Raw genomic sequence first — 19,886 nt, 5'->3', positions numbered from 1 at the left:
TAGGACTGTGACTAGGTTGTTCGTGGTGACCGGAGCCCCCGGTTCGGGGAAGACGACGGTTGTGCCGGAGCTGGTCCGGCTCAACCCGGGCAATCTGGTCGTGATGGACATGGACGAACTGCTGGACGACAACGGCCGGCTGCTCGGCATCTCGATCGCGAGTCCGACGGCGGCGCCGATCTGGCCGGCGTACAACGCGCTGTGGCTGCGGATCACCGAGCTGATCCGGCGCTCCGGTATGCCGGTGCTGCTGCTCACGCCGGGGCTGCCGACGGAACTGCCCGAAGGACGCTGGCTGCACCTCGACTGTCCGGACGCCGTACGGCGGGAGCGGCTGGCCGCGCGGGGTTGGCCGGAGGGGCAGATCGAGGAGGCGGTCGCCGATGCGGCGGAGCTCCGCAAGTTCGTCCCGCGGTCGGTACGGGGAGACCTGACGCCGGAGCGGTGCGCGAGGGGCATCCTGGACTGGATCCGCGGCGAGCGCTTCGGCAAGACCCTGAGCCTGTGGGGCCGGCTCCGGAGTTGACCTTTCCGGAACTTCTCTGGCACTGGGCGCCGGATTGTTTCCGGGGATCCGGGTTGACCTTCGAGCTGGTGCAGGGGTGAGGGTCGAGCGCATGACGATCAGTGAGTTCGCGCGGCTGGTGGGGCTGGCGCCGAGTGCGCTGCGGTTCTACGACGACTGCGGCCTGCTCCCACCCGCCGAGGTCGACGCGACCAACGGCTACCGGTACTACGACCCGTCGCAGGCCGACCGCGCCCGGCTACTCCGCGACCTCCGCGAGATCGACCTACCCCTCCCGGACGTCCGCCTCGCCCTGGACGCGCCTCCGGCCGAGGTCGCCGACCTGATCCGCGCCCACCTCCGCACCCTGCAGGCCAAATCCACCGCTACCCAGGAAGCCGCCACCCGCCTCCTCACCCAACTCCTCTCGCACCGAACCACCGCCCTCCTGGGCGGCCCCGAACTGTCCAGCGCCATCCGCCAGGTAACTCCCACCGCAGCCCCGGCCGTGGACACGGCGCCGCCTCAGGTCTCGACGACGGACGAGGGCTCGGCGACGGACGAGGGCTCGGCGACGAATGAGAGCCCGACGACGAATGAGAGCCCGACGACGGATGAGAGCCGGGCGACGGGTGTGGGCTCTGCGATGGATGAGGGCTCGGTGATGGATGAGGGACGGGCGACGGGTGTGGGCTCCGGAGCGACGTTCACCCCCGCCGCGACTTACGCCGCGGGCGGGACCTCCGCCGCGGGCGGGACCTCCGCCGCGGGCGGGACCTCCGCCTCGGGCGGGACCTCCGCGGGCGGGACCTCCGCCTTGGGCGCGACCTCCGCGGGCGGGACCTCCGCCTCCGGCGCGATGTCCGTCTCGGCCGCGACCTCCACCTCCGACGGCAGCTCCGGCTCGGGTGGGGGTGACGACATGGGGCTTGTGCTGAGTTGTGTGTTGGTGGAGTTCTCGCCGGAGGAGGTCGTGTTCGTGGCGACCGATCGGTATCGGCTGGCGGTGCGGAGCGTGCGGCCGGTGGAGTTCGGCGGGGTGAGCGGGCGGGTGCTGGTGCGGGCCGCCGACCTGGCCGCGGTGAGCAGATGGGTTGCGGCGGGGGACGTCGTACGGATGGAGGTGGACGGCGGGCTGGTACTGGTACGGGGTGACGAGTCGCGTGAGCTGGCGATCGTCGACGCGGAGTATCCGGCGTACCAGCAGATCCTGGAAGGACTGGCGCCGCCGAGCTGTCGCGTGGTGGTGGACCGCCTGCGGTTGCGGGACGCGCTGGTCGACCGCGAGATTGTTGCCTTCGACATCGACTCGGAGGTACTGCGGATCGGCGACGAGGTGAAGCTCGACGTGATCGGCACGGGCTCCGCGCGGATCGGGTTCACCGCGAGTCTGCTGACCGCCGCTCTGGAGGCGAGCGTCGGCCCCGACGTACTGCTGGAGATCTGCGACCCGTCCCGGCCTGTCGTCGTACGGTCGGCGGACCAAGGCACGTTCACCACCCTGGTGATGCCTGTCCGGCTGGACGGGTGAACCGGGCGTACTACGGCTGGCTGGCAGGCTCCACCCTCTCGGTACTCGGCGACGCCGCCCTGTTCTTCGCGCTCGGCTGGGCGGCGACAGGCATCGGCCCGCGGGTCGCCGCGCTCGTCCTGACCGGGTTCACCCTGCCGCGCGCCGTGCTGCTCCTCCTTGGCGGCGTCCTCGGCGACCGCATCGGCCCGCGCCGCCTGCTGCTGATCTGCTCCGCGATCGTCGGCATTTGCTGCCTTCTGCTCGCGCTCGTCGTGGGGGTCCGCGGAGTGTCGGTGAGCGTCCTGCTGGCAACGTCGATCACGGTCGGCACCGTCGATGCCTTCGCCTTGCCGGCGGCCGGCGTACTGCCGCGGCTGTTCGTGCCTGACGACCAGTTGCCTCGGGCAATGGCTTTGCGTACGTCGGCCGCCCAGGTCATCACGCTCGCCGGCGGACCACTCAGCGGAATACTCGTCGCGACTGTAGGACTGGTCGGCGCGCTGACGCTCGACGGGGTGACGTTCGCCGTGCAGTTCCTGGTATTGCTGACGTTGAGACCACCGTACGACGTACCTCCGCAGTCCGATCGCCCGTCCGTCGTACGCGCCGCGCTGGACGGATTGCGAGTGGCGATCGCGGATCCGGTGCTGCGGATGATCCTGGGAGTGGTCGGTCTGGTGGCGGCGTTCGTGCTGCCGGTGACCTCGCTGTGTGTTCCGCTGCTCGCCCGCGCACACGGCTGGGCGGCCGGTCAAGCAGGGTTTGTTGTTGCAGGCAACGTTTGCGGCGGTTTGCTGGTCGCGGTTCTGGTGGCACGCTTCGGGACCTTCGCCCGCGCGGGAACGGCGGGCGGCATCGGCTGCCTGGTCGCCGCGGCGGGCATCTCGGGCTTAGCGCTGGCGCCAACGGTCCCACTCGCAGTCAGCGCGACGCTCCTCCAGGGCCTAGGCGTAGGTCTCTTCACCTCCCACCTGGCACCGGTGTTCGTCCGCAGTACGCCGAAATCACACCTGACCCGGCTGCAATCGCTGCTCTCGCTGGTGCAGACCGTCCCACTGCTGGCGTCCACCAACCTCCTCGCCACACTCGACGTACGCCACGCCCTCGCGGTCTCCGCCGTCGCGACCGCGCTGGCCGGCCTTATGTTGCTGAGGCTTTGAAGTCGATCTCGAACGTCGGGTACTCCGGCTGCGGACACGGCTCCCCGCGATACCCCAGCGCCTCGTAGAACGGCCCGACCGCTCATGATGCGCCTGCCACTCCAGATACCGCACCCGCGTCGAGGCCCACTCGACCACCGCCGCCATCAGCCCCCGCCCGACACCACCACCACGCCGCTCCGGTACGACGTACAGATCGTGCAACCGCCCGTGGTGCCGTGCCCCACCTCGCAGATGCGTCCCGTAGTCCTGCACCGCCGCGTATCCCACCAGCCCACCATCGTCGTACCCGAGCGCCACCCACCGCGGATCCGCCACCAACTCCGCAAAGAAGCCCCGACTTTCCCCTTCCGAAAACGCTGTCCCAAACCCCTTCACCAACGGCCAAAACCCATCCCAGTCATCCAACGTCACCACACGCACACCCATCCCGTCACCTTCCCAGCCACCCGGCCTGCAGGCATCAGGTTTTCCTGGTCCTGTAAGACGATTCGTCTTACACCGGTGGCATGGCCGGCACCATTACCATTCGAAGCGACGCGGAGACCGAGCACGCGCTCGCGGTTCTGACACACGACGGAAGCTCGCGGTCGGCGGTGATCCGGCAGGCGCTACTCGAGGCGGTGATCCGGCAGGAGCTGCTCGAGGCGGTGATCCGGCTGGAGCTGCTCGAGGCGGTGATCCGGCTGGAGCTGCTCGAGGCGGCGGTCCGCCGGGAGCGTGCCGCCGAGATGCGATAGGCGGTACGGCGGCTGCCGATCGGTGAGCCGGACGGCGTCGGCGTCGGCGCCGAGCTGTCCCGGGAGCAAGACGGTGAGCGCTGATGATCTACCTCGACTCGGCGGCGATCGTGAGGCTCGTGCACGCCGAGGCCGAGTCGGCCGCGCTGCGTGACTGGCTGGACGAGCGGGCCGAGACCGCGTGGGTGAGCTCGGTGCTCGCCGAGATCGAGATCAGCGCGGGAGGACCAGGGTGTCGAGTCCGTGCGGGCGCTCGCGCGCCACGCGCCCGAAGCGGTGCTGCTGCCGCGCGTCCTGGACCTGATCGAGCTCCGCGAACTGGATGCCGGCAGCCGGATGATCGCCCAGACCGTCCGGCCCGCGACCGTGCGGAGCCTGGACGCGATCCACCTGGCGACCGCCCTCCGCATCCACCCGCTCACCGCGTTCGTCACCTACGACAAACGCCGCGCCGACGCCGCTCGCGCCGCCGGCCTGACGGTCGACGCTCCTGCTTGATCTGGCGGGCGATCGTGTTCCTGCATGCAGGCATAACCCGGCGATTTGACGGAGAACACCCCGTCTCGGCGGGTTCTGCGTGCGTGCCCGTCCGCTACGACGCTCCACCCGTTCAAGATCACCTCCGCCCACACGAAGGACGACCCGGATCCGGGCGTCGGGCAACCCGAGCGGTTTCCCCGGCTCTTCTGCTCGATGTGTGGGCCCTCGACCGACGGAGCGCAGGCATCCGCGGGACGACGGTGGGGACCGGAGACAGGCACTGGTGGTAGGAGTCAGGCAATACCAGGTCCCAACCCACCACAACCTGTTCACGACCCGGCATCCCGGACAACCATCACCCACGCATCGAACAGCAGAGCTGGTTGGCCTCGGAGTCGCCGCCGAAGCGCCAGCCTGAAATCGCCAGGCTGTTTGTGGGGTGCCCCTCTGCATGCCGGGTGTCAACCCGCAAACTGAAGGGCCAACCTCGCTCGTGCCCGCTCCGGTGGATCTTCCCGGGTAGCTCGGCATCGGGCTATTGACAACATGCTGTCGCAATGACAGTATGTTGTCTATGAAGACAGCGTATGTGGCGGTGTACGAGACGTTGGCGGACTGGGAGATCGGGTATCTCATGGTCGAGTTGCGTACCGGGAGGTTCACCGGGGAGCCGTGGCAGGTGGTGACGGTCGGGGAGTCGATCGAGCCGGTGGTGACGATGGGCGGGATGCGGATCGTGCCGGACGTGACGATCGCGGACGTGAAGCCGGCCGCCGGGGATCTGCTGGTGCTCGCGGGTTCGGGGCAGTGGGATCACGGAGGCGGGGAGGCGTTCGCGAAGCTGGCGGGGCGGTTCCTGGACGACGGCGTACCGGTGGCGGCGATCTGTGGCGCGACGGCGGGGCTGGCGCGGGCCGGGCTGCTGGACGGCCGGAAGCACACGAGCGCGGCCAAGGAGTACCTGCAGGCGACCGGGTACCAGGGCGCGGACGGGTACGTCGATGCGCGCGCGGTGATCGACGGGGACCTCATCACGGCGGGGCCGGACTCGCCGGTGCAGTTCGCGCGGGCCGCGCTGGAGCGGCTCGGGCTGGCGGACGAGCGGAAGCGGGAGGCGTACGAGGGTGTGTTCCATCGTGCGGACCCGGCCGCCTACGCGACGCTGATGGGATGACGCGCACGGACGAGACGGCGGCTGTTCCGCCGCGCAATGTTTGGCCGAAGCCCGGCCCGCAGTCGGAAGGTGGTGCGGCGTTGACCGACGTCGTTCTCGCCACTTTCCGGCTGAACGCGCGGCTGATGGAGGCCGCGCAGGGGCTGGCGGCCAACGGCGGACTCACCGCGGCCTGGTGGCAGGTGCTCGGCGGCGTACTGCGTGAACCGCATTCGGTTGCTGATGTCGGGCGGATCATGGGGGTGAGCCGGCAGGGGGTGCAGCGGATCGCGGATCTGCTGGTCGAGCGCGGGCTGGCGGAGTACCGGCCCAATCCGGCGCATCGGCGGGCGAAGTTGCTCGCGTGTACCGAGGCGGGGCACTACGCGATTCGGCAGATCGCGGTCGCGCAGCACCCGTGGACCTCGGAGCTGGCGGAGACCGTCGACATCGACGATCTCCGGACGACGCTCCGCACGATGCAGGCGCTGATCACCAAGCTGGAAGAAGCTTGACCGGGACACTCGCTCCGTAGATATGGCGGGTGCTGAAGGTCAGGCGGGTGCCGATCGTCGTACGTGTCACCTGCACACCGTCGACGGGAGTGGCGGGCTTGAAGTACTGCGCCGGCAGGTTGACGGTGATCGAGTCGCGTTGCGTCGTCGGATCGGAAACGGCGAGCTGCAGGCTCGAGGCCTCACGACGGACGAGCAGTGATGCGGGCCCGTCGACGGTCAACCCGGGGAGATGGTGCAGGCCGGGAGCGAAGGAGTTGGCGGCGGTCAGCCGTAGCCCCAGATGCTGGATCGCCTGCAATCTGACGGTGTTCGAGAGTGTGGCGAGCTTGCCGTGCTGGTACGAGCGCAAGGCGGATTCTGTTGCGTTGGGCACCAATGCGTAGGCGAGGGTGTGCTTGGCCCCGCGGGGTTGGGTGTGGGTGAGTGCGAAGACCTGTTTGGTGACGGCGGTGTCCGGGTTCGACGTACGCACCACTCGACGGCTCCGCGTAACCGTCTCCACCCGCGCCGAGACATCCGCGGCCTGCAGGAAGTAGTAGCCAACGGCAACTGTTCCGTCGGTGTAGCGCAACCATCGAGACGGTTTGCTGTCGGAGATGTTCACCGGCGCGGTGGCGGACGCGATGCGGGTGTCCAGGGTTGTCGTCACCGGGCGGGTCGGGTCGCCGACACCGGCGGCCAGTACGACGATCTCGTCGTCCAGGAGGAACCAGGACTTGGTGGCCGACGCGTTCTTGTAGACCACGAAGTCCGCGGGCAGGTCCTTCCGTGACGCGTACGCGAAGTCGTCCGACTGCACCCACCCGACCGCGCCGTACGCGTCGAGGGTCGCGCCCCCGGAGTACGAATTCGTCCCGACCGGGAAGTACACGTAGGTGTTCTGCGACTCCGACGACGCCGTGAAGCCCGCCGCCGCGTTGTCGTAGTACGCCGTCCCGTACAACTCCGGCACCGACTTGCGCGTCTCGACCGGTGCGGTCACGCCGCCCAGCGCGTACGGCGACACTGTGGTGAAGTAGTCGATGCCGAACGCCTGCGTCTGGTCCTGCCCGGACAGGTACAGGTAGTGCGCCCCGTCCCCCTGGAACCACGGCAGCAGGTTCTCCCCGCTCATGTACTCGTACTTGCTGATCCGCGACGAGTTCCGCGCCAGCGCGAACGCGTACCCCGGCCGGCGGTGCACCGTCCGGTCCATCGCGTTGAACGCGGTACTGAGCTCCGCCGGGTTGAGATCGGCCGGCACGATCGACGCGTCCGCTTTCAGGTCCGCGAACCGCCCGACGCTGACCGGTGACACGAAGCTGTTCACGTTGATCGTCGGCCGGGCCGTGAACTTCGCGAACGCCTTCAGCCGCTGGGAGTCCGCACCGGTCGCGTAGTCCGCCAGGTCGACGATCGCCTCCACGATCACCGCCACGTCGTCGTACCCGGTCCCCGTCCGGGAGACCGCGCGACCCTTGACGATCTCCATCATCCAGCCCTCGAAGATCAGCGGTGCGAACCCGTGCTCGACCCAGCCCTGCACCACGCCGACCAGATCGTCGCCCTGCGCGTACTCCGTTCCCGCGAGCACCTTGATCGTCTGCACGACCCGGCTGAGCAGGCCCTTCCCGTACGAACCGGTGTAGGCCACCGACGCGTGCTGGACGAACGACCCGTCTGCGTAGTACCCGTCCGTGACACCGTGCTGCAGGTTGTACGGGTCGACGGTCGCGAACACCGTGAACTGGTCCTGCAGCGCCTTCCGGATCCGCGCGTCGTCGTTCAGCAGTGCGCCCTGGAGTACCCGGTTCGCGGTGATGTCGACGAGGTTCGCCCCGGTGTGGAAACGCGAGTCGAGGTCGACGTCGCCGTCCTTGCCGTTGCGCAGGTACGCGTCCATCGAGGCGACGTACCGGATGACCAGCTCGGCGTCGGCGGCGATCAGCGCGAGCGTCTTCGACACGTACGTCGAGATGCCGATCTCCCAGGTGAACCAGTTGCCGTAGTACCCCTTGGACTGGTCGCCGTAGTAGTTGTCGTGCAGCCAGACCAGGCCGTTCACGATCTTGTCGCGGACGGCCGCGGTCTGCAGGTCGGTCGCGGCGCCCGGGCGGCGGTGGGCGAGCGCGATCTCGTAGAGATGCTGGTACGACGAGCTCAGGTTCGGGTCGCTGGTGCCGAGTGGGACGCCCGCGAACAGTTCGCCGGTGCCGGCGTGGCCGAGGGCTGACAGCCAGGTACGGGCGGTGCTGTCGATCGAGGCGACCTTCGCGGCGACGTCCGGGCGGGCGTTGGACTCCGCCGTACCGGCATAGATCGCGATCGCGTTCGCCAGTAGTACGCCGGGGTCGGCGGCTGTCGCGGTGGCGCGGGCCGCCGAGGCGGGTCGTACGGCGGTCAGCAGGGCGGTGGCGGGGACGAAGGACAGCAGGCGGCGACGGGTGAGCTCCACTGGTACTCCCGGGCGGATGGGAAAATCTGACCCCGGGAGTCAATCAGTAGAAACTATCTTTCGGCAATCGCTTACCGCTCAACTTTTCCGAGGCCGGTGGTTTCAGAGGCCGCCGGCGCCGATCAGCTGCGGGTCGATCGACAGCACCTGGACCGGCCTGCCGGACGCCTTCGTCGGGATCACCAGCGCGACCTGGTGCAGGTAGTCCTGGTGCAGGGTCTGCGTGTACTTGACCATGCTGCTGAACGCGGACGCCTCGCCGCTGGTCCAGTACGCGTTCGAGCCCGGCTCGACGCGCTGCAGGTACTGCTCGGTGAGCGACAGGAACACCAGCGCGTCACCGTTCGACGTGATGAAGGACAGCGGCGTGCCCGACGGCAGGAACGCGTCGGTGACGCTCGCGATGTACGGCTCGGCGGTGTCGGTGGCCTTCGTCTTCGCGCGCAGGTCGAGCAGGCCCTTCAGGCTGGGCGAGGTCGCGAAGGTCTTCGCCTGCGGTGCCGTCACGCCGCCGCTCAGGTACGCCGCGAGGTCCTTCGCGACGGCCTCCGGCTGCGCCCGGAGGACGTTGAGGTCGGCGGTGTCCGGCGTACGCAGGCCGTCGAGGGACGGAACCGGGACCGTCTTGGTCGGGTACACCGAGTGGGTCAGCAGCCACGGGGCGCCCGCGCTCTGCCGCTGCCAGACGCCGAGCTGACGGCTGCCCGGGGCGTTCGAGACACCGGAGCTGACGACGAACCGCATCGGGTACGACGCGAACTGCGGGGCGCCGATCTCCGGATTCGTGTAGCTGAACGGCTTCGACACCTCCTTGCCGGCCGCGTCGAGCTTCCGGCCGATCTCGAAGCCCGCCTGGGTCTGCGCGAGCGTCGGGTTGCCCTCGATCGTCGCGGAGATCTTCGCGTCGCGGGTCCGGTTCGCCTGGTTGTTGAGCTGGTTGTACCGCTGGACGACCGCCTGCGCGTCGGCGAGCGTGACCGCCGGGCGGGCGTCCGGCACGGTGAGACTGTTCTTCGGCGGCAGCAGGCCGCAACTCGTTGCCGTCAGCAACAACGCCCCGCTGGCCAGCAGCGCCGCGGTCCGTCGCACCGCCTCATCGCTCTTGACAAACTCCGGCGACTCAGCCAACGGCACAACCTCCTCCCCCTTCCCCGCTCCGGACACCGAACCCGACGACGCCGGCCGTCCGCCTGCCTGGGCGGCGAGCGGCTCGCCGTACGCCGACCCCGACCCCGATGCCGATCCGGACCCCTTCGGCGACGTCGACCTCGACGTCGCCGGCCGTCCGCCTGCCTGGGCGGCGAGCGGCTCGCCGTACGGCCGCTGCTCGGGCTCCTCGTAGCGCGGGGGAGCGCCGGCGCCGATCAGCACCGGCGCCTTGGCCCGCTGAACCGCGGCCGCCGACATGAACATCGGAGCCGCCGGCACCGCGGGCGCCTTACGCGCCGCAACGGGCTGGACCCGCGCAGCAGGATCGGCAGCGGATGCTGCCGGAGCGAGGGTGGGCGTGGACGCCGCGGGAGTGGATGCCGCGGGAGTGGCGGCGGGAGTGGATGCGGCGGGAGCGCGGGTCGGAGTGGACGCCGCGGGAGCGGGGGTGGTGCGAGCGGCGGGCGCGGCTGTGGTGGGGGTGCTAGCGGCGGGAACGGCCGTGGTGCGAGCGGACAGCGCGGCTGGGGCGGGCTCGGCTGGGGCGGGAGTGGCCTCGACGGCTCCGGCGGGAGCTTGCACCGCCGCGGGGTTGAGTGTGGCGGGAACGGCCGACGCCACGGGATTGAGTGTGGCGGGAACGGCCGACGCCACGGGATTGAGTGTGGAGGCAACGGCCGATGCCGCGGCGCGAGTGGTCGGGGCGGGGGGCCGCGGCGAACGGAGCGGGCTCGGCTGCTGCGGGGTCTGCTGCTGTGAGGGCGGCCTTGGCTGCTGTGGGAGCCGGTTCGGTCGGGAGGTGCTCCGGGGACTCGTCTTCCGCGAGCGGGGCGAATGGGCTTACCCGGTCGGGGTGGAAGGGAGAGACCCGGTACGCCGGGGTGAGCTCCTCGTCGGCGGGGGCGGTCGAGACCAGGACCGGGATGCGGGAGTTGATGACCGGGATCTCCCGCGTGTCCGTGATCTCGTCCCGTGCCGTACGGCGGCGACGCAGGAGGGCCACGCCGAGGGCCAGTACGAGCACGCCCGCGCCCAGCACCAGCAGGCACAGGCCGAACAGCCGGTGCACCTGGAGGCCGAACGTGACCTGTGCGCCGACCGCCGGCGTACCGTCCGCGTTCATCACGACGACGTCGTACCGCCCGTCCTGGACCGGCCAGCTGAGCGACTGCGCACCGGGCGCGGACTGCGCGACCCACCAGTCCAGCTCGCCCGGCGGTGTCAGCTTGTTGGTGCGGCCACGCACTTCCTCGGTGCCGAACGTGGCCGGCAGACCGAACCGGACCAGCTGCGTGTGCTTGACGCCGGCGAGGTAGTCGCGGACGTCGAGATCCTGGGCGACACCAACGAACAGCGGCTTGTCGCCGGACACGCTGACGTGCAGCGTCGGACCGTGCCGATCGAGCAGCTCCGGCGCGCTGACGATGGCGAGGCCCTTGGAGACGAGCTCGCGGTGCGGTGTCGTGATCGTGTTGTCCGGGCCGACCAGCCAGAAGGCCGCGACGGCCCCGGCGACGGTGGCCACCAGGCCTGACAGTGCCAGCAGCAGGCCCAGGGTAATGCGGGCGAATCGCATGAAGAGGCTCCCGTTGGTACGACGAGCCCGGCCACGGACGGGTGCAGCCGGACGGCGGGATCGCGGTCCGGACCGCTTCGGCAGGCCGAAAGCAGTATCCGAAACCTCACCCGTTGTCACTGACTAACTGATCGAACAAGGATCTGTTACGATCCCATCTATTAGCGAATGGCGATTCACAAACTCGGAGGCGGCGCGATGGCCCGGCCACGGCTGGTGAGCGACGACGTGATCCTGGACGCCACCCGGGAGGTGCTGGCCGAGCTCGGGCCGGTCAAACTCACCCTCGCGGCGGTCGGATCACGCGTCGGGCTGGCCCCGCCGACCCTGATGCAGCGGTTCGGTTCCAAGCGCGGTCTGCTGCTCGCGTCCGCCGCCCGGTCCCCGCTGATGGTGCAGCGCCTCGCCGAGGAGGTGGCCGGCCGGAACAGCTCGCCGCTCGCCACCCTCCGGGACTTCGCGCTGTCCGCGGTCGCCCACATCGAGCACCGCGAACAGCTCGGCAACGGTCTCGGATTCGTGCAGCTCGACGTCGCGGACCCGGAGTTCCGGCGGCACGCGCTGGCGCACTCGGCGGCGATCGTCGACAGCTGCGACCGGTTCTACCGCGCCGCGATGGAGGCCGGAGAGCTTCGCGCCGACACCGACGTACCGGCACTGGCGCGGCACACCCTTGTCTGTTTCAACGGCGCGCTCCAGGTCTGGGCGGTGAACGGCTGGGGCCCGCTGACCGGGTTCCTCGCCGAGCAACTCGACCTGATGATCGCGCCCTATCTCATCCAGGAGTGACAGTGTTCTTGCGGGTGGTGGTCTTCTACCTGGCCACGATGGTTTTCAGCGGGATCCTGAACGCGGTGCAGTCGGCGACCGGCCCGAGTCCGGACCTGATCCAGCTGGTGCAGTTCGCGCCGGCGCTCGGAGTGGGCGTGATGTTCCTGGCGTTCCGGCGTACCACTCGGGTCGACGTGCGGTTCACGCCCGTGAAGGTCGCCGCCGGGCGGAGCGCGCTGATCGTGGGCATCGTGATCGCGGCGATGCTGGTGTCGGTCCTGGTGCACGTGATCGCGGGGCGGTCGTGGCGGGCGGAGAGCCTGCCGTTCCCGTTCTGGGCGTTGGTGCTGACGATGATCGTCGGCGCGGCAGGTGAGGAGCTCGGCTGGCGCGCGTACCTGCAGCCGTACCTGCAGACCCGGTTCCCGGTACTGCGTTCCTCGCTGATCGTCGGAGTGCTGTGGGGCTTCTGGCACATCGGTGGGTTCGCCAACGGTCTCGTCTACATGGGCCTGTTCGTGGTGATGGCGGTCGCGTTGTCCGTGGTGATGGGCGCGGTGCTGCAGGGCGCCCGCCGTACCAACCTCGTGATCGCGACGGCGGCCCACGCGGCGGTGAACCTCGGGCTGATCCTGCTCTTCGACGAGGAACGCGGCGACGTGTTCCCGATGGCGGTGCTCGCGGCGGTCTGGACGGTCGCCGCGATCGTCCTAGTGCAGGTACGACGCCCCGTTGAAATCGAGGACCGCGCCGCTCGCCCAGTTCGCCTCGGCTGAGGCGAGCCAGTAGATCGCGTTCCCGACCTCCTCCGTGGTGGCGACCCGGCCGAACGGGCTCTGCGCGCGGATCGCGTCACCGCCCGGACCGGCGAGGAAGCCCTCGGTCATGTCGGTGGCGATGAACCCGGGTGCGATTGACGTCACGGTGATGTCATGCGGCGCCAACGACACCGCCAGGGACTGCCCGAGCGAGTGCAGTCCCGCCTTCGAGGCGCCGTACGCCGGGACGTCGGGCTCGCCGCGGTACGCGCCGCGGGAGCCGACGTTGACGATCGCACCCCGCCGTACGCCGTCTTCGGGGTCGATGTCGAGCATCTGGCGCGCGACGCACCAGGTGACGTGCGCGGCGCCTTCCAGGTTGACGGCCAGCGTACGGCGCCAGGTCGCGACCCACTCGTCGTACGTCGTCTCGGCCAGCGGGTGACCGACCCGCCGGGAGCCCGCGACCGGCTCGTCGACGAACATCGCCGCGTTGTTGACCAGTACGTCGATGCGCCCGAGGGCGGCGGCCGATTCCTCAACCAGGGCAGGGATCGCGGCCGGATCGCCGAGATCCGCGGCGACCACGGCGTGACCGTCTCCTGGCAGTGACTCGCGGATCTCGGCCGCCCGGTCGACGGCGCCGCGGCAGTGCAGCACGACTCGGTCGCCGGCTGCCGCGAACGTTCGCGCGGCGGCCGCGCCGACACCTCTGGATGCACCGGTGATCAGTACGCCTCTACCCATGGGCTCATTCTGCCCTGACGCCAGTTCGACGGCTGCATGACATCACGGGGGTTGACACTGACGTCACGATGACGTCATGATTGCTGTCATGGAACTTGACCACTACCTCGAGTCGGTCCGGCGGAGCGTCGAGAACGCGACCGCTCTGGCCGACGAGCAAACTCGCTCCGTGGCACAGCGCCTCGGGGCCACGCTGGATGACGCGGGCCGCCTGGCCCTCATCTCAGCCCTGTCCGACGCCGCCGGGGAGATCAGCCGCGAGCTGTCCCCGGGGTCGGTCGAGCTCCGGATGGCCGGTGGCCGCCCGGAGTTCGTGGTCACGCCGGCGCCCAGCCAGCTGACCGGTCCGGACGAGACCGACGAAGACCTCGAGGACGACATCCAGGACGCGACTGCCGGCCAGTTCGTGCCGGACGCCGACGAGCCGACCGCGCGGATCACGCTGCGGCTGCCGATGTCGATCAAGAACAAGGTGGACGAAGCCGCCGACGCCGAGGGCATCTCCGCCAACGCGTGGCTGATGCGCACCGTGATGACCGAGCTCAGCGTCGGCCGCCGCGGCGGTCCGCGCCCGCCCCGGCCGCCGCGCCCGCCGCGTGGCCCGGTGTTCGGCCCGGAAGGCCCGCTGGGCCCGAACGGACCACTCGGCCCCGACGGGGTCTTCGGCCCGAACGGCGTCTTCGGTCCGAACGGGCCGTTCGGCGACGAGGGCGTGTTCGGCTCCGAGCGCGGGCGGGACCGCCGGCGGGACGACCGGGAGCGCCGCCGCGAGGACAAGGACCGGTGGCGCGAGGACAAAGAACGGCGCCGGGGCGGACACGGCCCGGGCCAGCGAGTGACGGGATGGGCGGAATGAGCGAGCACAGCGCGACCCAGTTGAACGACGACGAGAACGACCGGATCCACCGGATCCGGATCGAGATCGGCTCCGGCCTGGTCGAGCTCGGCCCCAACCCTGACGGTGAGGGCACCGCACTCTCGATGGAGGTCGACGGCGACGACGACGGCGTGATCTGTGCGGTCCACGACGGCGAGCTCGTCATCGAAAGCCCGCGGAACGTCCGGCGCGGACCGGAGATCACGGTCCGGATCGCCACCTCCGCGGTCCTCGATGCGTGGGTCAAGACCGGGTCCGGCGACATCGTCTCCGACGTACCGCTCGGTTCGGCGCGGCTCGCGACCGGCTCCGGTGATGTCCGGCTGACCCGGGTCGAGCACGAGCTCGGCATCAACACCGGCAGCGGTGACGTCAAGGTCGAGCGAGCCGACGGACCGGTCCGGGCGAGCACCGGGTCCGGCTCGATCGACATCGAGGAGGCCGGCGACGCGCTCGGTCTGAGCACCGGCTCCGGAGACGTCACGATCGGCGACGCCGCCGGTCCCACCTCCGTCAAGGTCGGCTCGGGGGACATCACCATCGAGCGGATCCGCGACCACTCGGTCGCCACCTCCGGTTCGGGCGACGTGAAGGTCGAGATCGCCGACGGACCGAGCGTCCAGGCCGAGACGGCCCGGGGCGACGTACAGATCGGCGTCCCGGACGGACTTCCGACGTACCTGGACCTGAAGACCGTCACCGGCCGGATCCGGTGCGACCTCGAGCCCGGCGAGAAGCCGGCCGAGGGCGACCGCGCCCTGATGCTGCGCGCCCGCACCGTCTCCGGCGACATCACCGTCCTCAAGGTCTGACCCACGGACGACCGCACGCGTCGGATCGGCGTGGTCGGGTTCGTTGGGTTGATGTAGGGGAGCCAGAGGTCCCGCCTCCGGGCGGGACCTGGGCGAAGCACTGCCGAAAACCACCACAGCACGGGGACAACGCGAGGGGAGAACCACCAATGATCACCGAACACGCCGAAGTAGCCCGCTACCGCGTCGCCGAGCATCTGCGCGCGGCCGAGGCCAGGGCGCAGCGCCGCGCGGGGAAGCCGCGGACCAGCCCGCGGGAAGGTCTGGCGGGCGCACTGCGCCGCCTGGCCGACAAGCTGGAGCCCAACTCACGGCACCTGACCGACCCGGTCGCCCGAGTCCTCACCGACCCCCAGCCCCGCCACCGCGGGACCGGCCTCTCCATCGTCCGATGAACGACAGCCTCACCCTCCACGCGGTCGCGCCCGCGGTGCCGGCCAAGGATGTGCCGACGCCGCCGACCACCGCCGTACAGTTCGCGCCGCCCGCCCCGCCAACGGCCGTGCTGTCTGTGCCGGGCATACCCGGTAGGGGCGTGTTGTCCGGGGTTGGCGGACCGGGGAGTGGTGCGGTGGGGGCGGTGTACGGACTGCTGGAACGGCTGGGGCTGATCGGGCCTGGCCGCCGCGATTAGCAGGAACTGCAGGTTGGTGCAACGCCTGTGGATAACTCCCGGGCCGACCCACGAACACTGCTAGCGTTCAGTCGATCATTCTCGGTCGACCTGGGAGAGAAACCAACGATGTTGCGTCCGATGGTGGCAACCACAGCTGTCACCGCAGCCCTGATCCTGCTCGCAGGTTGCGGCGGCGACAAGAAGTCCGGCTCGGGCTCCGACAACAACAGCGGCCAGTCCACCACCTCCGCCTCACCCACGGCCCCGAGCGTCCCGACCTTCGACCCACCCAAGGCCTTCGCGATCGGCGCGGCGTACCCGGTCCTCAAGACCACGCAGTACTCCTACACCGGGGCCGCGATGGCCCTCGTCGGCAAGGTGGCCGTGGCCGGCACCATCCAGAGCCTCGCCGGGCACGATGTCACCGATCCGAGCAAATCCTGGTCGGTCCAGGCGGCTCCGGCGTCGACCACGAAGGTCAACCGCGCGGTCCAGCCGAAGGCGGTGAAGGTCGACGGCAAGGACGTCGCGGTCGTCGTCTACTCCGAGACCGACAAGGGCAACGGCACCCAGAAACCGCAGGGCCTCGTGGTGATCCAGTGGATCGACGTGTCGACCGGCGACAAGCTCGCGGAAACGTCCACGAAGACCACGGACGACGAGCCGTCGCTCGGGAATGTGGCGTACGACGTGGACAGCGGCCAGGTCGCGATCGTGACGTCCGGCAAGGGGCCGTCGCCGGACGTCACGGTGTTCGCCGACCCGGCGACGAAGAAGGCCACGCTTGTTCCTGGCATCAGCCCGGCCGCGGTGCACGGCGGCGTGATCGCGGGCGCGAAGAGCGCGAAGACGGATCGGTCGGACGATGCCGCGATGGTTCTCGCCGACGGTCCGAGCGGGAAGATCACGAAGCAGCTCGCGCCGCTGCAGACCATGTTCAAGCCGCTCCTCGGGACCGGCAAGCACGCCTACTTCTACGGCATGAAGTACGTCAACTACGACGCCGGGACAGAGACCTCCGCGATCTATGCGGTCGACCTCTCGACCGGCGCTGTGGTCGCCACCCCGCCGCCGCCGGCCAAGGACAGCACCCAGGCCGGTGGATGGTCGTGCTTCTGGGACCAGGCGACCGCGGTTGCCTGCACCGGGAAGACGGGTTCCAACAACAACGGGACCGACACGATCATCGGGTTCGACGATGCGACCGGCAAGAAGACCTGGGGCTTCTCGAACGACTCCGGCAACCGCAACGTTCCGGACGTGACCGCGGCGTTCCACGGTGTTCTGTACGCGAAGACCGAGGCGCAGCCGGTGCTGATGGATGCGAAGACCGGCGCGGACCTGCCGAGCGCGGCCCCGTCCGGGAGCCCGAGCGCGAGCGACAGCCCGTCCACCGGCGACACGCCTTCGGGCGGCGACAGCCCGTCGGTCGGTGCCACTCCGTCCGACGGCAGTACGCCCTCGGACAGCCGCACCTCCGGGAACGGCGACCTGGCTCTCTGGGACGGCAGTCTGGCATCGCCGGAATCCGTGTCGCAGTACGGCGCCGTCTACAAACAGCAGCCGCATGGTGACTACAGCGTCACCAACGAGCTCGATTCGGTCTGTGTCTTCATCAAGGCGACCGGCTGATCTGTCGCAAACGGGCCCCGGGATTCCCCGAGGCCCTTTTCGTTGGTCAGACGTCGGTGCGGTGGAAGTTTTTGAAGGAGCGGGACGGGGTGGGGCCGCGTTGGCCCTGGTAACGGGAGCCGTACTTGGTGGAGCCGTACGGGTGTTCGGCGGGGGAGGAGAGGCGGAAGAAGCAGAGTTGGCCGATCTTCATACCGGGCCAGAGTTTGATCGGCAGGGTGGCGACGTTCGAGAGTTCGAGGGTCACGTGGCCGGAGAAGCCGGGGTCGATGAAGCCGGCGGTGGAGTGCGTGAGCAGGCCGAGGCGGCCGAGCGAGGACTTGCCCTCGAGGCGGGCCGCGACGTCGTCGGGGAGCGTGATCAGCTCGTACGTCGATCCCAGGACGAACTCACCGGGATGCAGGATGAACGGCTCCTCGTCGACGGGCTCCACCAGCCGGGTCAGGTCCGGCTGTTCCTCGGCCGGGTCGATATGCGGATACCGGTGGTTCTCGAAGACCCGGAAGAAGCGATCCAGCCGTACGTCGACACTCGACGGTTGCACCATCGCAGCATCGAACGGATCCAGCTGGACCCGTTTCGCGTCGAGCTCGGACAGGATGTCACGGTCGGAGAGCAGCACGCTCGCACGTTAGCAGCGTGCCGCCCATCCGCACAGCTCGAGTGTGCCTGTGTGGCCGGTTCCGGTGGTGGGTCGTCCGGAGCCCTCAGCTCTCCGGCGGGGCCGCACCACCAGACCTGGGCCTGAGGCAACTATCGTCAGTTGGCCAGTTTGTTGAACTTCGACACCTGGGTGGCGAAGGTCTTCACCTGCGACGGCGACCAGTCCTTGAGCAGGTCCTCGATCACTTTGTGCCGCTTCTTCCGGGCCGCCGTCAGCTTGCGCTTGCCGGCCGCGGTCAGCGTCAGCAGGGTCGCACGCGCGTCCGACTTGTCGGCCGCCCGCTTCAGCAGGCCCTCTTCCTCCAGTCGCGCGCAGGCCCGGCTGACCGGTCCCTTGTCCACCTCGAGCGCTGCCACCAGGTCGGCCATCCGCACCGGTGCCAGTTCCTCCACGTGGTTCAGCAACGCGTACTGTGCCGGCTCCAGGTCCGGGTGCGCCTCGTCGGACAGCGTCCGCTGCAGACCGCGCAGCCGGCGTGCCAACGTGACGAGCTCCTTCTCCAGGTTGTCAACCGCGTCACTTGTGTCTGTTGCCACCGTTCACCCCTTCATCCAGTTGCCCCGCAACCAGCTCGCCCGGTCCAGGACTCGCGTCCTCACGTTGCGTCAAATGTTGCCCCCGGCAACGCGTTCTAATCTGCCAGAAGATCACGAACCTGCCCAGTCCTGAACGTGCCCTTTGTGAAAAACTGCCCAAGAACCCCCGGTGCAAACCGCCCGGACAGCTCTTTTCGATGCGTCGGGCACCTTCTCGGGGTGTATCCACCTGACACCGCAGCAAACCTCGCCCCGGCCGCCCGGGTCCGCGGCCCGGCCGGCGCGCTGCCTGGAAGTAGTCAGCTGGTTCCGGCGCGCGGACCCGCCGTGGTTGCGAGCCCCGACATCGGCTATGCTCTTCTCCGCTGCCGGGAGACCGGCCACGCGGGTGTAGTTCAATGGCAGAACATCAGCTTCCCAAGCTGACAGTGCGGGTTCGATTCCCGTCACCCGCTCACGAGAGAACCCCGCAGGTCAGGAGCTGGTTTCCGACCTGCGGGGTTCGTCATGTCAGCCCGTTGCTCTGGGCGTCGTGCCCGTCACGTGCCCGTCAGCACAGCAGATAGGTGGCAGACCCGCTTGTGGGTGCTGGATCTGAGACCTGCGTCGGGACAGAGGAAAGGGGCAGGAACGCTTCGAGCGTTCCTGCCCTTCCTCTGGCGTCGAACCGCGGCCCTAGCCTCGGGCAGTCCCCGTTGGTGACGGCGTCGTCGCCGGTGAACCGGATGAGCACTTCGAACCTGGAGCCCTCCCGAGTTGCCAGACCAGATCGACTGACGGATCGGATGTTCGCTGAAGATTGAGGAACAGGCCAGGCTTGCTGATACAAACTTTGACGCCAGGTTCGTAGGCCGTCGAGCAGGCCAGGTTCTGAACCTGTCCGCCGTTTGCTGAGATCTTCAATGCTGCCGGTGCCGAACAGACTGCCCGCACTTCGTAGGTGCCAGGTGCAAGTGTCACGTCTTGGTTTGTCGCGGTTCTGTCGTAGTTGAGGTCCTCGCGCCAGATCACTTGCGGATCAGTTGGCAGATCACTGATCTTGAGCGGTCCTTCGCCGGACGTGGTCGTGGTCGGGACGACCGGCGGTGATGTGTTCTGGGAGGCTGGCGAACCACCGGCCTTACCAGTAGAAGAACAGCCGGCCGCCACGCAGAAAGCAACAGCTACAAGTGATGCGCTGACTACGCGCGCCCAGATCTTCATCAGCTAGAGGTCTCCCAGTACTTCCATCCAACGGAGGCGGCC

At 69.2% G+C, this 19,886-nt stretch carries 21 protein-coding genes, 1 tRNA gene and 1 pseudogene; 15 read left to right on the top strand and 8 right to left on the bottom strand.

Going from position 1 to position 19,886, the window contains the following annotated elements; all coding sequences use genetic code 11:
* The first annotated feature begins 7 nt into the window (after nucleotides 1–7).
* The 3 genes from JOF29_RS22670 (at nucleotide 8) to JOF29_RS22660 (ending at nucleotide 3,178) form a co-directional block, all read left to right on the top strand.
* Nucleotides 8–526: an ATP-binding protein gene (locus JOF29_RS22670; protein WP_307863608.1), complete on the top strand. Its 519-nt coding sequence runs from the start codon at nucleotides 8–10 to the stop codon at nucleotides 524–526.
* 91 nt (nucleotides 527–617) lie between these two features.
* On the top strand, nucleotides 618–2,036 hold the full coding sequence (locus JOF29_RS44670; RefSeq protein WP_281067423.1) for a DNA polymerase III subunit beta family protein: 1,419 nt from the start codon (nucleotides 618–620) through the stop codon (nucleotides 2,034–2,036).
* Nucleotides 2,033–3,178 (top strand): MFS transporter, encoded by a 1,146-nt coding sequence (locus tag JOF29_RS22660; protein ID WP_209696493.1) that lies wholly within the window; start codon nucleotides 2,033–2,035, stop codon nucleotides 3,176–3,178. The genes JOF29_RS44670 and JOF29_RS22660 overlap by 4 nt, the downstream gene beginning before the upstream one ends.
* 141 nt (nucleotides 3,179–3,319) lie before the next feature.
* Here JOF29_RS22660 and JOF29_RS45485 read toward each other — a convergent pair.
* Nucleotides 3,320–3,607 (bottom strand): annotated as a pseudogene (locus JOF29_RS45485) (GNAT family N-acetyltransferase); the annotation flags it as partial.
* Between the two features lie 80 nt (nucleotides 3,608–3,687).
* On the opposite strand from JOF29_RS45485, the gene JOF29_RS22650 reads away from it, so the two are divergent.
* The 4 genes from JOF29_RS22650 to JOF29_RS22635 all read left to right on the top strand — a co-directional run bounded on the left by JOF29_RS22650 (nucleotide 3,688) and on the right by JOF29_RS22635 (nucleotide 6,066).
* Nucleotides 3,688–3,918 (top strand): hypothetical protein, encoded by a 231-nt coding sequence (locus JOF29_RS22650; protein WP_209696492.1) that lies wholly within the window; start codon nucleotides 3,688–3,690, stop codon nucleotides 3,916–3,918.
* Nucleotides 3,919–4,161: 243 nt separating this feature from the next.
* Entirely contained in the window at nucleotides 4,162–4,416 is a 255-nt protein-coding gene (locus tag JOF29_RS22645) for a PIN domain-containing protein (protein WP_209696491.1), read from the top strand.
* Between the two features lie 556 nt (nucleotides 4,417–4,972).
* Nucleotides 4,973–5,572 carry a DJ-1/PfpI family protein gene (locus JOF29_RS22640; RefSeq protein ID WP_209696490.1) on the top strand — a complete coding sequence of 200 codons (600 nt, stop codon included), beginning with the start codon at nucleotides 4,973–4,975 and terminating at the stop codon, nucleotides 5,570–5,572.
* The gene (locus JOF29_RS22635; RefSeq protein WP_209696489.1) at nucleotides 5,569–6,066 is read left to right on the top strand and encodes a MarR family winged helix-turn-helix transcriptional regulator; all 498 of its coding nucleotides are present in this window, start codon (nucleotides 5,569–5,571) and stop codon (nucleotides 6,064–6,066) included. Before JOF29_RS22640 ends, JOF29_RS22635 begins: the two co-directional genes overlap by 4 nt.
* On the opposite strand, the gene JOF29_RS22630 is transcribed toward JOF29_RS22635, so the two are convergent.
* Both JOF29_RS22630 and JOF29_RS22625 read right to left on the bottom strand, forming a co-directional pair.
* Entirely contained in the window at nucleotides 6,044–8,503 is a 2,460-nt protein-coding gene (locus tag JOF29_RS22630) for a polysaccharide lyase family 8 super-sandwich domain-containing protein (protein WP_209696488.1), read from the bottom strand. The two genes, JOF29_RS22635 and JOF29_RS22630, sit on opposite strands and share 23 nt — an antisense overlap.
* A 102-nt stretch (nucleotides 8,504–8,605) precedes the next feature.
* Complete coding sequence (locus tag JOF29_RS22625) at nucleotides 8,606–9,931, bottom strand: DUF8094 domain-containing protein (protein WP_209696487.1); 1,326 nt, start codon at nucleotides 9,929–9,931, stop codon at nucleotides 8,606–8,608.
* Nucleotides 9,932–9,987: 56 nt separating this feature from the next.
* Between JOF29_RS22625 and JOF29_RS22620 the strand changes: the two genes are divergently transcribed.
* Complete coding sequence (locus JOF29_RS22620) at nucleotides 9,988–10,140, top strand: hypothetical protein (RefSeq protein ID WP_209696486.1); 153 nt, start codon at nucleotides 9,988–9,990, stop codon at nucleotides 10,138–10,140.
* Here the strand turns inward: JOF29_RS22620 and JOF29_RS22615 are convergent.
* Nucleotides 10,137–11,228, bottom strand: a complete 1,092-nt coding sequence (locus JOF29_RS22615) for a hypothetical protein (RefSeq protein ID WP_209696485.1) — start codon at nucleotides 11,226–11,228, stop codon at nucleotides 10,137–10,139. The two genes, JOF29_RS22620 and JOF29_RS22615, sit on opposite strands and share 4 nt — an antisense overlap.
* 168 nt (nucleotides 11,229–11,396) lie before the next feature.
* Between JOF29_RS22615 and JOF29_RS22610 the strand changes: the two genes are divergently transcribed.
* Together JOF29_RS22610 and JOF29_RS22605 are read left to right on the top strand one after the other, a co-directional pair.
* Nucleotides 11,397–12,017 carry a TetR/AcrR family transcriptional regulator gene (locus tag JOF29_RS22610; RefSeq protein ID WP_209696484.1) on the top strand — a complete coding sequence of 207 codons (621 nt, stop codon included), beginning with the start codon at nucleotides 11,397–11,399 and terminating at the stop codon, nucleotides 12,015–12,017.
* A gap of 2 nt (nucleotides 12,018–12,019) precedes the next feature.
* The gene (locus tag JOF29_RS22605) at nucleotides 12,020–12,775 is read left to right on the top strand and encodes a CPBP family intramembrane glutamic endopeptidase (protein WP_209696483.1); all 756 of its coding nucleotides are present in this window, start codon (nucleotides 12,020–12,022) and stop codon (nucleotides 12,773–12,775) included.
* On the opposite strand, the gene JOF29_RS22600 is transcribed toward JOF29_RS22605, so the two are convergent.
* Complete coding sequence (locus tag JOF29_RS22600) at nucleotides 12,710–13,504, bottom strand: SDR family NAD(P)-dependent oxidoreductase (protein WP_209696482.1); 795 nt, start codon at nucleotides 13,502–13,504, stop codon at nucleotides 12,710–12,712. The genes JOF29_RS22605 and JOF29_RS22600 overlap by 66 nt on opposite strands.
* Before the next feature lie 88 nt (nucleotides 13,505–13,592).
* On the opposite strand from JOF29_RS22600, the gene JOF29_RS22595 reads away from it, so the two are divergent.
* The 4 genes from JOF29_RS22595 to JOF29_RS22580 all read left to right on the top strand — a co-directional run bounded on the left by JOF29_RS22595 (nucleotide 13,593) and on the right by JOF29_RS22580 (nucleotide 17,441).
* Nucleotides 13,593–14,360: a hypothetical protein gene (locus JOF29_RS22595; protein WP_209696481.1), complete on the top strand. Its 768-nt coding sequence runs from the start codon at nucleotides 13,593–13,595 to the stop codon at nucleotides 14,358–14,360.
* Nucleotides 14,357–15,193, top strand: a complete 837-nt coding sequence (locus JOF29_RS22590) for a DUF4097 family beta strand repeat-containing protein (RefSeq protein ID WP_209696480.1) — start codon at nucleotides 14,357–14,359, stop codon at nucleotides 15,191–15,193. The genes JOF29_RS22595 and JOF29_RS22590 overlap by 4 nt, the downstream gene beginning before the upstream one ends.
* 149 nt (nucleotides 15,194–15,342) lie before the next feature.
* Nucleotides 15,343–15,588, top strand: coding sequence for a hypothetical protein (locus JOF29_RS22585; protein ID WP_209696479.1), 246 nt, complete (start codon nucleotides 15,343–15,345; stop codon nucleotides 15,586–15,588).
* Nucleotides 15,589–15,947: 359 nt separating this feature from the next.
* Nucleotides 15,948–17,441, top strand: a complete 1,494-nt coding sequence (locus tag JOF29_RS22580; RefSeq protein WP_209696478.1) for a hypothetical protein — start codon at nucleotides 15,948–15,950, stop codon at nucleotides 17,439–17,441.
* A gap of 46 nt (nucleotides 17,442–17,487) precedes the next feature.
* Here the strand turns inward: JOF29_RS22580 and dcd are convergent, their stop codons facing one another.
* Nucleotides 17,488–18,063 (bottom strand): dCTP deaminase, encoded by a 576-nt coding sequence (dcd, locus tag JOF29_RS22575; protein WP_209696477.1) that lies wholly within the window; start codon nucleotides 18,061–18,063, stop codon nucleotides 17,488–17,490.
* 137 nt (nucleotides 18,064–18,200) lie between these two features.
* Nucleotides 18,201–18,641: a MarR family winged helix-turn-helix transcriptional regulator gene (locus tag JOF29_RS22570; RefSeq protein WP_209696476.1), complete on the bottom strand. Its 441-nt coding sequence runs from the start codon at nucleotides 18,639–18,641 to the stop codon at nucleotides 18,201–18,203.
* Nucleotides 18,642–19,025: 384 nt separating this feature from the next.
* Here JOF29_RS22570 and JOF29_RS22565 point away from each other — a divergent pair.
* Nucleotides 19,026–19,096: transfer RNA gene (locus JOF29_RS22565), tRNA-Gly, on the top strand.
* Nucleotides 19,097–19,316: 220 nt separating this feature from the next.
* Here the strand turns inward: JOF29_RS22565 and JOF29_RS22560 are convergent.
* Nucleotides 19,317–19,844, bottom strand: a complete 528-nt coding sequence (locus JOF29_RS22560; RefSeq protein ID WP_209696475.1) for a hypothetical protein — start codon at nucleotides 19,842–19,844, stop codon at nucleotides 19,317–19,319.
* Nucleotides 19,845–19,886 lie beyond the last annotated feature (42 nt).

This window comes from Kribbella aluminosa (assembly GCF_017876295.1).
Lineage (GTDB): Bacteria > Actinomycetota > Actinomycetes > Propionibacteriales > Kribbellaceae > Kribbella > Kribbella aluminosa.
This window is presented reverse-complemented; position numbering and strand designations above follow the sequence as displayed.